The sequence below is a fragment of the Flavobacterium sp. DSR3-2 genome, from assembly GCF_049896525.1.
Classification (GTDB): domain Bacteria; phylum Bacteroidota; class Bacteroidia; order Flavobacteriales; family Flavobacteriaceae; genus Flavobacterium.
The window spans coordinates 1-13442 of record NZ_JAFCUM010000009.1 but is presented as its reverse complement, the minus strand read 5'-3'; the positions used below and the strand labels follow the sequence as shown (position 1 = coordinate 13442).

The window sequence follows — 13442 nt, the reverse complement described above, 5'->3', positions numbered from 1 at the left end:
AGTTTAATTAAACGATCATTATTTCTTACCGAAAATTTTACTAATGATAAAAATGATAATAGCGATAACGACAACAACTATAAATATACCAACACCTACTCCAGCTTTGAATATCCCCTCTATTATTGAACAACTTGAAAATGATATTAATACTATAAAAAGCATCAATAATCTGGTGAGTCTTTTTTGCATGATTTTATGTTTTTTATGTTAAATGTTAAAAAGTAAAATTAGGGTATCACTGCGGGTCTCTGTTATAGAATTTTTATTGATTGTTGTAAAATTATTTAATATGAATATACTGTTTTTATAGAATTATTGGAATTAGCATTTTCTCTCTTTTTAATTATAAAATCATAAATTGGAATTTGTATATTTGTCCAACCAAACAATAAAATTACTATGAGTCAAAAAGTATTACTTACTGCAAAAGAAGTTACTATCATATTACATCGTTTGGCCTGTCAATTAATTGAAAAACATCTAGATTTTTCAGATACAATATTAGTTGGAATTCAACCAAGAGGTGTTTTTTTGGCGGAGCGTTTAAAAGAAATTTTAGAAAAAGAATACCAAACTCCTGAAATTCAGTTGGGTTATCTGGACATCACTTTTTTTAGGGATGATTTTAGAAGAACCGAAAAGCCATTAGAAGCCAATAAAACCAAAATTAATTTCATCGTCGAAAATAAAAAAGTCATTTTCATAGATGATGTTTTGTTCACTGGACGAAGCATTCGATCTGCGTTGACTGCTATTCAATCTTTTGGCCGACCATCAGAAATTGAACTTTTGGTTTTGATAGACAGACGTTTCAGTCGCAATTTACCCATTCAACCGGATTATAGAGGAAGACAGGTTGATGCGATAAATAATGAAAAAGTAAAAGTGAGCTGGAAAGAAAATGAAGGTGAAGATGGCGTGTATTTAATTACAAGTTAGATTGAAAACAAACGCTAACTATTAGAAACTATAATCGTAAACAAAAATGAAAGAATTAAGCGTAAATCATTTATTAGGCATAAAATACATCAACAAGAATGATATTGACCTGATTTTTGAAACTGCCGATCATTTTAAAGAAGTCATCAATCGACCCATTAAGAAAGTGCCTTCGTTACGAGATATTACCATCGCCAATATTTTCTTCGAAAACAGTACCAGAACAAAACTCTCTTTTGAATTAGCGCAAAAACGTTTATCAGCAGATGTTATTAGCTTTTCGGCAGCGCAATCATCTGTCAAAAAAGGAGAAACATTAATAGATACCGTAAATAATATCCTTTCGATGAAAGTAGACATGGTAGTGATGCGACACGCTAATCCCGGGGCCGCTTATTTCTTGTCCAAAAACGTAAAAGCCAGTATCGTAAATGCGGGAGATGGCGCACATGAACATCCTACACAAGCATTATTAGACAGCTATTCCATTCGGGAAAAACTAGGTGAAGTAGCCGGAAAAAAAGTAGTTATTGTAGGCGATGTTTTGCATTCCAGAGTTGCATTGTCCAATATTTATGCTTTGCAAATGCAAGGGGCTGAGGTGAAAGTTTGCGGGCCTAAAACGCTTATTCCAAGATATATTGAATCACTTGGCGTTACCGTGGAACCTAATTTACGAAAAGCATTAGAATGGTGTGATGTTGCGAATATGTTGCGCGTCCAAAATGAGCGTATGGATGTCAATTATTTCCCATCCACAAGGGAATATGCGCAGCAATATGGAGTTGATAAACCGCTTTTGGATTCTCTTAATAAAGAAATTATAATCATGCATCCTGGACCTATTAACCGTGGTGTTGAAATTACAAGTGAAGTGGCTGATTCAAACCAATCCGTGATTTTAAACCAAGTAGAAAATGGTGTGGCAATAAGAATGGCAGTTATTTATCTTTTGGCTTCAAAAATTCAATAAATAAACATAATACTTTGTAAATTAGCTATTTATAAACTACGCTGCCTTTAAGCAGTCTCTGAAATTTAATATAATGAAAGTAGATCAAAAAGGACATACGATAACAATTAGAGATACTCAGGGCGATTTTACTTCTTTTTTAATGAAGGTTACCCACCAATATAAAACATTCGAAAAACACAACATAATAATTGATCTTTTGCTGCATAAAGATTTGTCATCGAATGATATTAAGTTATTTCTGCCGTTATCAAAACAACATAAAAAAGCTAAAAAGTCATTTGTTATCGTCACTTCAGATTTTGATTACAACGCTGTACCTTCTAAATTAACAGTTGTACCTTCACTATTAGAAGCGCATGACATCATAGAAATGGAAGAGATTGAAAGAGATTTAGGTTTTTAAATTGGTTTATTCGGTTATGTTTAACCGTTTAATTGATTTAAGAAAAATAAGAAATAACCGAATAAGCAAAAACTTGAAACTAACAATCCTTGGTTGCTATGCCGCAACACCCCGAACGTTTACCAATCCTACTTCTCAGATTTTAGAAATAAAAAACAGACTTTTTCTGATTGATTGCGGGGAAGGAACGCAAGTACAATTGCGGAAGAATAAAATCCGATTTTCTAAAATAAACCATATTTTTATTTCCCATTTGCATGGGGACCACTTTTTTGGATTAGTGGGTTTAGTATCAACATTTACTTTGCTGAACCGAACTACGGATTTGCATATTTATGGTCCAAAGGGCATCAAAGAAATTATCAAGCTGCAATTGCGATTGTCTAATTCCTGGACCAATTACGGTTTATTTTTTCATGAATTGGAATCTCTTGAAAGCGAGATTATTTTTGAAGACGACAAGGTTTTGGTGAAAACCATTCCATTGAAACATCGCGTGTACACCAACGGTTTTTTGTTCCAAGAAAAAATAGGTGATCGAAAACTAAACTTGGATGCCGTTCAAAATTATGAAATAGAAAGTTGTTATTACCAAAAAATAAAAAACGGAAAAGATATCACGTTAGAAGACGGAAGAATTATAGCAAACGACAACTTAACATTTGATCCTATACCGGCAAAGAATTACGCTTTTTGTTCGGATACAGTTTATAATGAAGCAATAATTCCAATTATAGAAAATATAGATGTACTGTACCATGAATCTACTTTCCTGCAATCTGAGGAAAATCTGGCCAAAAAAACATTACATTCTACAGCAAAGGAAGCGGCAACCATTGCTTTGAAAGCAAATGCCAAACAATTAATTTTAGGACATTATTCTACTCGATATGAAAGTATCCAATTGTTTAAAGAAGAAGCCGAAACTATTTTTCCTGAAGTGCTATTGGGTGATGACGGAAAAAGCTTCGAGTTTTAAATACAGAAATTAATTTAGATTGTAAAAATTGCCAATAGGATTTTTTATTTTAATTGAATTGAATCATCAAATGATCTAACATTTTTAAAAAACAAAATTATGAATGACTTAAGTAATTACAGAAAATCATACGAGAAGAGTGAATTGTTAGAATCCAATATTCCGGAGGATCCAATTAACTTGTTTAATCGCTGGTTTCATGAAGTAGAAGATCTTGGTGGCGACAGCGAAGTAAATGCGATGACAGTGGCAACAATTGGATTAGATGGCTTTCCGAAGTCCCGAGTTGTCTTATTGAAAAAGTTTAATGAAGAAGGTTTTATTTTTTATACCAATTATAATTCAGAAAAGGGTAAGGCTATTGCTGAAAATCATAACGTTTGCCTGTCTTTTTTTTGGCATACCATGGAGCGTCAGGTTATCATAAAAGGAATAGCAAAAAGGACATCGGAAATAAATTCTGACAGTTATTTTGAATCCAGACCAAACGGAAGTAAATTGGGAGCAATTGTATCTACTCAAAGTGAAGTAGTTCCGTCCAGAGAATATTTAGAGGAAAACCTGAAGCAGTTAGAAAAAGATTTTGAGAGTGTCGTAATTCCGAGACCCAAACACTGGGGCGGATTTTTAGTAACTCCTTTAGAAGTAGAGTTTTGGCAAGGGAGACCCAATCGATTACATGACAGAATTCGTTATACAAGTCAACAAGATTATTCTTGGAAAATTGACCGTTTGGCTCCATAGTGTAAGAAATATATATATTTAATTATTTTTATAATGTAGTTCATCGATTTTTTTTGGTATTTAAACGGTAAAATGCTTATGTTTGAGTAAGAAACAAAAAACATAGTATTATATATTAAAGTTGTTTGCCCCACAATCTACTTTAAACCTAACCTGCTAAAATTATGAAGCTAAAATTACTTCGTGCATTATTGCTCGCTACTGTAATATGTACTATGAATTCCTGTTCTTCGGAAGATTCCGAAGTTGCAGCTACTAGTGTAAGTCTCCAAAAAGTAGCTAATTACTCTTACAACTCTATTGAATTGAAGACAATGGAATTGATCAATACATACAGAGTTAGCAAAGGTTTAAATCCTTTGCAAAATATTAATCACATGTCGTACAAATCTGAAGAACATAGTAATTATATGATTGCTAATAATGTTGTAAACCACAATGGTTTTTCAGCCCGTTCAGAGAATATAATGCAAACCTTGGGTGCTACGTCTGTGAGTGAAAATATAGCTTACAATTACAACACGCCGGAAGCCGTTTTAAACGCATGGTTAGCCAGTCCTGGTCACAAAGAAAATATTGAAGGTAATTTTACACATTTTGGAATCGCTATTAAGGAGAATCCCGCAACTGGTAAAAAGTATTACACAAATATTTTTGCAAAAATATAAGTTGAGTTTTTTATAATTAAAAGGCTGTCTTATCCCCAAAAGACAGTCTTTTATATTTTAAAATATCTCACATATTTAACCTTATTTGAAATATTTAAAAAATTGTATTTGTATTTTTTTTTAAGTCCAATGAATTCTTTTTCATTGGACTTTTTTAATATTGTTATTTATGTCAAAGATTAACCAAATATGCTCTTATATAGTTGTTAATCCCTTTAAAGCTTTAGATTTTGCATTACTTGATTAACATGACAGTGGTATTAAATCAAATCCTGATTTATGAAATAACTAAAAAAATAGGCTGCCTTTATCAGGCAGCCTGCTAGGTTTAACCATGATCGTTTTTTACAAAGCAGTAATAATAAATTCACTTCTTCGGTTCAATTGGTGTTCGTCCTCAGTACATTCTACATCATCAGCACATTTATTTACCAGTTGTGTTTCACCATATCCTTTTCCAGTCAATCGGTTTGCATTTACGCCATTTTTGATTAACCAATTAATAGTAGATACAGCTCTTCTATCAGATAATGCTTCATTATATTTAAATGTTTGCCTGCTATCCGTATGGGAACGAATATCAAGTTTCATTGTTGGATTTTGGTTTAAAACATCTAATATTTTTTCTAAATCAAACGCTGCTTCTTGTCGGATGTTTGATTTATCTAAATCAAAATAAATCATTTTTATATTAAAACATTTACCTAAATCATCACCAATTGTTACTTTGCATTTCGCGTTTTCTAATGCTATTGGCAAGTATGTTTTTCCATTTTCATTCGCTATTACAATCATCTGTTCCTTAGTTGTATATTCAGGTTTTTGAGCTCTTACATAATATGTTTTGCCGCATTCAACAGTAAAAGAATAATTACCCTTATCATCAGAAATAGTTGTGTTAAGGATATTAAATTGATTGTCAAATAAAGTTACTTTAGCATCAGGAAGTAATTCTGCTGTAGCAAGATCAGTAATCTCACCATATAATAATTGTTGACATGTGATTTTTTTTTGCTCTAAAAATTTATAAATATCATCGTATCCCAGACCACCATCCCTGTTTGAGGTGAAAAAACCTCTTCTTGATTTTGTATCTATTAAATAAGCGAAATCATCTTTTGGAGAATTAATATCAGCACCTACATTTTGTACCTCTTCAAAAGTTCCATTGGGATTAATAGTCGAAACAAAAACATCTAAACCTCCTAAGCCGGGATGTCCGTCTGATGCAAAGTAAATTTCGTTTTCATCATTTACAAATGGAAAAGTTTCTCTTCCTTCAGTGTTGATTGTATTTCCTAAATTCACCGGAATACCGAAGGTTCCATTATCGTTTATTTGTACTTTAAATAAATCGGATAGACCAACTGTTCCCGGCATGTCAGATGCAAAATATAATGTTTTACCATCGGGACTTAACGCAGGATGTGCAACACTGTAATTATCGCTATTAAAAGGAAGTTCAGTTATATTTGACCAAGAATCATTTTCTAAAATGGCTTTATATATTTTTATTAAAGTAATTTTATTAGCATCTTTTCCTTTTTTGCCATCGAGATAATTGTTTCGGGTAAAGTACATTGTTTTCCCGTCTTTTGTAAAAGCAGGGGTAGACTCATGAAATTTAGAATTTATTTTTTTGTCAAACTTTTGTGGTTTTTCAGGGATCATATTTTCCCCTAAATTGGCGGCATATAAATTAGTGAAATATTGATTTGTCCATTTGTGTTTTCTTTGTCCTAAACTTCCCGTGTCCCTTGCTGATGCGAACACGATTTCATTTGAAAAGAATGCCGTCCCATAATCGGAATAAATAGAGTTTATTCCGGCATCCTCAATTTTATATCTTCCAGAGTTGGCTTTTATAGCGTCAAGATAATTCACATTTTTCATGAAAAGACGTCCGCGGCTATCGTTTCCCGATTTTTGATTAAACAATTCCAATAGTTCGTTAGCTTTATCATTTTGACCAATGGATCTTAACGATTGCGCATAACGGAAATAATATTCAGGTTCCAAGTCGGTAGTATATACAGCAAATAATTCACCATACCACTTGGCCGCTTGTTCTAACTCAGCATTGAAGTAATAGGAATTGCCTAATTTTTTAAACATATCTGCCGATTTATATCCTTTTTCGGCTACTTTTTCGTAGGTTTTTATAGCGTCAATGTAGGCATAGTTGTCGTATTTTTTGTCTGCAATTTTTACCTTTTCTTTTTGCGGGTATACATTAAATGAAAACGCAATAATTAATGTTATACAAAAGAGTATATTATTTTTCATATTAATTGTTTTAGAAGAATCTTGGAGTTGTAATTTTACCATTATTTTTAAATATTTCATAGCGCAAGAATATTTCATGAGAACCAGAATTATAATTTCTTAATCGGGTTGTCTCCCTGTCATATCCATACCCTATGTACATTCCATCAGAAACTTGAAAACCAACCATGGCACTGAGCGCTGCACTCCATCTGTAAGCAACTCCCACTACAAATTTTTCATTAAACATAAAGTTACCAGAAACATCAACTTGTAGTGGCGCCCCTAAAACCATTTTAGTTAGTAATGCAGGTTTAAATTTTAATGAACTATTGATATCGAAAACATAACCGCCTATTAAATAATAATTTATTTTTTCTCTAAAGATTGCAATTTCATTATCATCATAACGGTCTGATTCAATAAAATTTGGAATGGAAATACCAACGTATGCTTTATCAGAATGAAGATATAAACCTGCTCCAATGTTAGGCGAAAATTTATTTTCGATATTTTGCATCATGGGATCAAGTGGATAGGAATCAACAGGATTTAATTTTGAAATATCTAAATTGAATAAATTTGCCGTTGCCTTTAAACCAAATGATAGTTTATAATTTTCCGATGTGGGAATGGTATAGGAGAAATCAGCAGAAATTGTACTTTCATTTGTAGGTCCAATTTTATCACTAATAAAAGAAACTCCTAAACCAAGATTATTATCATTTAGTGGGGTGTTGATTGAGGCAACATTTGTAACAGGGGCACCATCCAACCCTACCCATTGGGTACGATGCATAGCGAAAATACTCATTGCTCCTCTAGATCCTGCATAAGCGGGATTGATGTTAATGGTATTGTACATGTACTGCGTATATTGTGCATCTTGTTGTGCAAAACCAGTAAATGCTGTAAACATTAACAAGATTAAAAATATTTTTGCTCTCATAGTAGATTTTTTTATTGTGATTGAACTACTTCTTTTTTTAGATTCAAAAGATCTGTTTCGAAAAATGTCAATACTATTTATATTAAAGAATAGGGCTAATTTATTTTTTAACCTGAGGACTTTTAACTGTCCTCAGGATTTAAATTAATTCAAAATTATTTAGTAAGGTATAAATACCCATCTAATTTTTTGATTTCCACTTTACCATTTCCATCAATAGAACTGTAATTTAGGATGTAAAAATAGGTTCCGGTAGGTAAACCAGAAGACTGATTAACAGTTGTTCTTCCGCGAGAGATTCCTTCAAAATTATTAGTTTGATTGTTGTAATTTTTAGTTTCAAAAACTAATACACCCCAACGGTTATAAATTTCAACTGTGTTTTCCGGATAACAAGCAGTATCATCAATATTATCGATAACAAACATTTCATTTATACCATCTCCATTAGGTGAAAAAGCATTATGTACTTTTATGTCACCACATCCTAAAACAATACAATCATCGTTTATGTTTACAGTCAGTACTATTTTTCTTGGACAATCTTCGTTGTTGATTCGATATTCAAAAACTTTGTTGCCCAAACTTAATCCAAAAGGGGATAGGATGTTTCCTTGTAATGCTCCTGTATTATCAACATCTACCCAAGTTCCGTTTGTTGGTGTTCCGGCAGGTAATAAATTAAAGATATTGATTGTTGAAGAGTCTCCACTACAAGCAGAGCTTGCAATAGATATTCCGCTATTTGCCACAGAGACATTAACCGTTTGAGTAAATGTAGAAATGTTTCCACAAGAATCTGAAACAGACCATTTTCTTACAATTGAATAAGAGTTCTGAGAACTATTAGTGATTGTCTCCGTATATATTGCCGGAGAAGCTGTTGAACAATTATCTGCAAAAATAAGTTCTGGTTTTAAAGGGATAGCATCGCAATTCACATTGACAGTAGCAGCAAACTCTGTTGCAGTTGTTGGACCATTAGTATCTTGTACTCTGATGATTTGAGAGGCAGTAGTCGAATTTCCTGCTGAATCTGTAGCTGTCCAAGTTCTTGTTACAGTGTAAGAACCAACACAACTTCCTTGAACAGTTGTGTCAATGAATGTAAATGTCACGGAACTACAGGTATCAATTGCTGTTGCTTGAGCAAAATTAGGAGTAGCACTACAACTTATCGTTGATGGCACTGGTAATGATGTAAAGACGGGTGCGGTACTATCTTTAATAATTATTGTTATTGTAGCAGTATCACAGTTTTTAGGGTTTAATTTTTCACATATTTGGTATATTAAAACGTAAGTTCCGGGAATTGTTCCGTTTAATGTTTTGATATCTCCAAGGTTATCCAATTGAATGTTTGGATTTTGTCCAGAAACCAAAGTGATATTTACCGCTGAAGCTACTACGAGGTTTCCATTACTTAAATCGTTTACTAATACATTTCCTAACAATCCAGACGATGTACAATTTTCGATTGAAAAAACATCATCATTAGCGACAATAGCAGGAGCTGAAACTGTAACAGTAACCGTAGCAGTATCACAATTGGTTGGATTAAGTATTTCACAGATTTGATATACTAATGTATAGTTACCGGCAGGCGTACCCGGAGCAACAAGAACATTAGTACCAGAAAGCGTGATTCCAGCATTCGAAGAAGAAACAAAAGTTGTGTTCACTTGCGAAGCCAAAACAGGAAGTCCGTTTAGGGTATCATTAACCAAGACATTTGTGAAAGCCGTTCCGCCGTTTGAGCCATTTATAGCAGTTCCGGTATCATCATTAGCGACAATAGCAGGAGCTGAAACTGTAACAGTAACCGTAGCAGTATCACAATTGGTTGGATTAAGTATTTCACAGATTTGATATACTAATGTATAGGTACCAGCAGGCGTACCCGGAGCAACAAGAACATTAGTACCAGAAAGCGTGATTCCAGGATTCGAAGAAGAAACAAAAGTTGTATTCACTTGCGAAGCCAAAACAGGAATTCCGTTTAGGGTATCATTAACCAAAACATTGGTGAAAGCCGTTCCGCCGTTTGAGCCATTTACAGCAGTTCCGATATCATCATTAGCGACAATAGCAGGAGCTGAAACGGTTACGCTAACCGAAGCAGTATCACAGTTGGTTGGATTAAGTATTTCACAGATTTGATATACTAATGTATAGTTACCGGCAGGCGTACCCGGAGCAACAAGAACATTAGTACCAGAAAGCGTGATTCCAGGATTCGAAGAAGAAACAAAAGTTGTATTCACTTGCGAAGCCAAAACAGGAATTCCGTTTAGGGTATCATTAACCAAAACATTGGTGAAAGCCGTTCCGCCGTTTGAGCCATTTACAGCAGTTCCGGTATCATCATTAGCGACAATAGCAGGAGCTGAAACTGTAACAGTAACCGTAGCAGTATCACAATTGGTTGGATTAAGTATTTCACAGATTTGATATACTAATGTATAGTTACCGGCAGGCGTACCCGGAGCAACAAGAACATTAGTACCAGAAAGCGTGATTCCAGCATTCGAAGAAGAAACAAAAGTTGTGTTCACTTGCGAAGCCAAAACAGGAAGTCCGTTTAGGGTATCATTAACCAAGACATTTGTGAAAGCCGTTCCGCCGTTTGAGCCATTTATAGCAGTTCCGGTATCATCATTAGCGACAATAGCAGGAGCTGAAACTGTAACACTAACCGTAGCAGTATCACAATTGGTTGGATTAAGTATTTCACAGATTTGATATACTAATGTATAGGTACCAGCAGGCGTACCCGGAGCAACAAGAACATTAGTACCAGAAAGCGTGATTCCAGCATTCGAAGAAGAAACAAAAGTTGTGTTCACTTGCGAAGCCAAAACAGAAACTCCGTTTAAGGTATCATTAACCAAAACATTGGTGAAAGCCGTTCCGCCGTTTGAGCCATTTACAGCAGTTCCGATATCATCATTAGCGACAATAGCAGGAGCTGAAACTGTAACAGTAACCGTAGCAGTATCACAATTGGTTGGATTAAGTATTTCACAGATTTGATATACTAATGTATAGGTACCGGCAGGCGTACCCGGAGCAACAAGAACATTAGTACCAGAAAGCGTGATTCCAGCATTCGAAGAAGAAACAAAAGTGGTTATTAGATCCTCTGTTTTAGCTTCTTTACAATTTAGTAAATCATTTATTAAAACATTACTTACTGATATTCCACCTGCTTCTCCATTTATTTGTATTCCTGTGTCATCATTAGCTATAATTTCTCCGACCACCGTTACAATTTGAGTACAAGTAGCAGTATTTCCTGCATGGTCTGTTACAGTCCAAGTTACGGTTGTGTTTCCGATAGGGAAAACGGTAGGCGCATCGTTGGTTACAGATTTCACCCCACAATTATCAGCAGTAGTTGGATTTCCAAGAGTTACATTGGCTTTAGCCGCAGTACAGGAAGCCACGTCCACAGGCACCGTTACCGGCGCTGCACAGGTGATAGTTGGATTGATATTGTCTACCACCGTTACGATTTGAGTACAAGTAGCGGTATTTCCTGCATGGTCTGTTACAGTCCAAGTTACGGTTGTGTTTCCGATAGGGAAAACGGTAGGCGCATCGTTGGTTACAGATTTCACCCCACAGTTATCAGCAGTAGTTGGATTTCCAAGAGTTACATTGGCTTTAGCCGCAGTACAGGAAGCCACATCCACAGTCACCGTTACCGGCGCTGCACAAGTGATAGTTGGATTGATATTGTCTATCACCGTTACAATTTGAGTACAAGTAGCGGTATTTCCTGCATGGTCTGTTACAGTCCAAGTTACGGTTGTGTTTCCGATAGGAAAAACGGCAGGCGCATCGTTGGTTACAGATTTTACCTCACAGTTATCAGCAGTAGTTGGATTTCCAAGAGTTACATTGGCTTTAGCCGCAGTACAGGAAGCCACATCCACAGGCACCGTTACCGGCGCTGCACAGGTGATGGTTGGATTGATATTGTCTACCACCGTTACAATTTGAGTACAAGTAGCGGTATTCCCTGCATGGTCTGTTACAGTCCAAGTTACGGTTGTGTTTCCGATAGGGAAAACGGTAGGCGCATCGTTGGTTACAGATTTCACCTCACAGTTATCAGCAGTAGTTGGATTTCCGAGAGTTACATTGGCTTTAGCCGCGGTACAGGAAGCCACATCCAAAGGCACCGTTACCGGCGGTGCACAGGTGATGGTTGGATTGATATTGTCTACCACCGTTACAATTTGAGTACAAGTAGCGGTATTTCCTGCATGGTCTGTTACAGTCCAAGTTACGGTTGTGTTTCCGATAGGGAAAACGGTAGGCGCATCGTTGGTTACAGATTTCACCCCACAGTTATCAGCAGTAGTTGGATTTCCGAGAGTTACATTGGCTTTAGCCGCCGTACAGGAAGCCACATCCACAGTCACCGTTACCGGCGCTGCACAAGTGATAGTTGGATTAATATTGTCTACCACCGTTACAATTTGAGTACAAGTAGCGGTATTTCCTGAATGGTCTGTTACAGTCCAAGTTACGGTTGTGTTTCCGATAGGAAAAACGGTAGGCGCATCGTTGGTTACAGATTTCACCTCACAATTATCAGCAGTAGTTGGATTTCCAAGAGTTACATTGGCTTTAGCCGCAGTACAAGAAGCCACGTCCACAGGCACCGTTACCGGCGGTGCACAGGTGATGGTTGGATTGATATTGTCTACCACCGTTACAATTTGAGTACAAGTAGCGGTATTTCCTGCATGGTCTGTTACAGTCCAAGTTACGGTTGTGTTTCCGATAGGGAAAACGGTAGGCGCATCGTTGGTTACAGATTTTACCTCACAGTTATCAGTAGTAGTTGGATTTCCGAGAGTTACATTGGCTTTAGCCGCAGTACAGGAAGCCACGTCCACAGGCACCGTTACCGGCGCTGCGCAGGTTATAGTTGGATTGATATTGTCTATCACCGTTACAATTTGAGTACAAGTAGCAGTATTTCCTGCATGGTCTGTTACAGTCCAAGTTACGGTTGTGTTTCCGATAGGAAAAACGGTAGGCGCATCGTTGGTTACAGATTTCACCTCACAGTTATCAGCAGTAGTTGGATTTCCAAGAGTTACATTGGCTTTAGCCGCGGTACAGGAAGCCACATCCAAAGGCACCGTTACCGGCGGTGCACAGGTGATGGTTGGATTGATATTGTCTACCACCGTTACAATTTGGGTACAAGTAGCGGTATTTCCTGCATGGTCTGTTACAGTCCAAGTTACGGTTGTGTTTCCGATAGGGAAAACGGTAGGCGCATCGTTGGTTACAGATTTTACCTCACAGTTATCAGCAGTAGTCGGATTTCCAAGAGTTACATTGGCTTTAGCCGCAGTACAGGAAGCCACATCCACCGGCACCGTTACCGGCGCTGCACAGGTTATAGTTGGATTGATATTGTCTACCACCGTTACAATTTGAGTACAAGTAGCGGTATTTCCTGCATGGTCTGTTACAGTCCAAGTTACGGTTGT

10 protein-coding genes are annotated in these 13442 nt (G+C 36.1%); 6 read left to right on the top strand and 4 right to left on the bottom strand.

Annotated features, from left to right (window positions below; all coding sequences use genetic code 11):
- Window positions 1-18: 18 nt before the first annotated feature.
- Window positions 19-192 (bottom strand): hypothetical protein, encoded by a 174-nt coding sequence (locus tag ACP7AV_RS11330; RefSeq protein WP_167547457.1) that lies wholly within the window; start codon window positions 190-192, stop codon window positions 19-21.
- A 210-nt stretch (window positions 193-402) separates the two neighbouring features.
- Here ACP7AV_RS11330 and pyrR point away from each other — a divergent pair, with 210 nt between their 5' ends.
- The 6 genes from pyrR (at window position 403) to ACP7AV_RS11300 (ending at window position 4712) form a co-directional block, all read left to right on the top strand.
- Window positions 403-942 carry a bifunctional pyr operon transcriptional regulator/uracil phosphoribosyltransferase PyrR gene (pyrR, locus tag ACP7AV_RS11325; RefSeq protein ID WP_091206609.1) on the top strand — a complete coding sequence of 180 codons (540 nt, stop codon included), beginning with the start codon at window positions 403-405 and terminating at the stop codon, window positions 940-942.
- A gap of 46 nt (window positions 943-988) precedes the next feature.
- A complete protein-coding gene (locus ACP7AV_RS11320) occupies window positions 989-1915 on the top strand; it encodes an aspartate carbamoyltransferase catalytic subunit (RefSeq protein WP_426064872.1) in 927 nt (308 codons plus the stop codon).
- Between the two features lie 73 nt (window positions 1916-1988).
- A complete protein-coding gene (locus ACP7AV_RS11315) occupies window positions 1989-2321 on the top strand; it encodes a ribonuclease Z (protein WP_426064874.1) in 333 nt (110 codons plus the stop codon).
- Window positions 2322-2394: 73 nt separating this feature from the next.
- Complete coding sequence (locus ACP7AV_RS11310; RefSeq protein WP_426064875.1) at window positions 2395-3300, top strand: ribonuclease Z; 906 nt, start codon at window positions 2395-2397, stop codon at window positions 3298-3300.
- A gap of 99 nt (window positions 3301-3399) precedes the next feature.
- Window positions 3400-4044, top strand: a complete 645-nt coding sequence (gene pdxH, locus ACP7AV_RS11305; protein WP_426064877.1) for a pyridoxamine 5'-phosphate oxidase — start codon at window positions 3400-3402, stop codon at window positions 4042-4044.
- 164 nt (window positions 4045-4208) lie between these two features.
- Window positions 4209-4712 (top strand): CAP domain-containing protein, encoded by a 504-nt coding sequence (locus tag ACP7AV_RS11300; RefSeq protein ID WP_426092036.1) that lies wholly within the window; start codon window positions 4209-4211, stop codon window positions 4710-4712.
- Window positions 4713-5057: 345 nt separating this feature from the next.
- Here ACP7AV_RS11300 and ACP7AV_RS11295 read toward each other — a convergent pair whose 3' ends face one another.
- The 3 genes from ACP7AV_RS11295 to ACP7AV_RS11285 form a co-directional block, all read right to left on the bottom strand.
- A complete protein-coding gene (locus ACP7AV_RS11295; protein ID WP_426092035.1) occupies window positions 5058-6998 on the bottom strand; it encodes an OmpA family protein in 1941 nt (646 codons plus the stop codon).
- Window positions 6999-7008: 10 nt separating this feature from the next.
- Window positions 7009-7926 (bottom strand): PorP/SprF family type IX secretion system membrane protein, encoded by a 918-nt coding sequence (locus ACP7AV_RS11290; RefSeq protein ID WP_426092034.1) that lies wholly within the window; start codon window positions 7924-7926, stop codon window positions 7009-7011.
- A gap of 155 nt (window positions 7927-8081) precedes the next feature.
- Window positions 8082-13442, bottom strand: a 5361-nt coding sequence (locus ACP7AV_RS11285; RefSeq protein ID WP_426092033.1) for an HYR domain-containing protein, incomplete at its 5' end; no start/stop codon positions are given.

Bases quoted from the DNA above. Each gene is read 5' to 3' on its own strand.
- ACP7AV_RS11330 (WP_167547457.1), bottom strand. From the start codon at position 192: ATGCAAAAAAGACTCACCAGATTATTGATGCTTTTTATAGTATTAATA.
- pyrR (WP_091206609.1), top strand. From the start codon at position 403: ATGAGTCAAAAAGTATTACTTACTGCAAAAGAAGTTACTATCATATTA.
- ACP7AV_RS11320 (WP_426064872.1), top strand. From the start codon at position 989: ATGAAAGAATTAAGCGTAAATCATTTATTAGGCATAAAATACATCAAC.
- ACP7AV_RS11315 (WP_426064874.1), top strand. From the start codon at position 1,989: ATGAAAGTAGATCAAAAAGGACATACGATAACAATTAGAGATACTCAG.
- pdxH (WP_426064877.1), top strand. From the start codon at position 3,400: ATGAATGACTTAAGTAATTACAGAAAATCATACGAGAAGAGTGAATTG.
- ACP7AV_RS11300 (WP_426092036.1), top strand. From the start codon at position 4,209: ATGAAGCTAAAATTACTTCGTGCATTATTGCTCGCTACTGTAATATGT.
- ACP7AV_RS11295 (WP_426092035.1), bottom strand. From the start codon at position 6,998: ATGAAAAATAATATACTCTTTTGTATAACATTAATTATTGCGTTTTCA.
- ACP7AV_RS11290 (WP_426092034.1), bottom strand. From the start codon at position 7,926: ATGAGAGCAAAAATATTTTTAATCTTGTTAATGTTTACAGCATTTACT.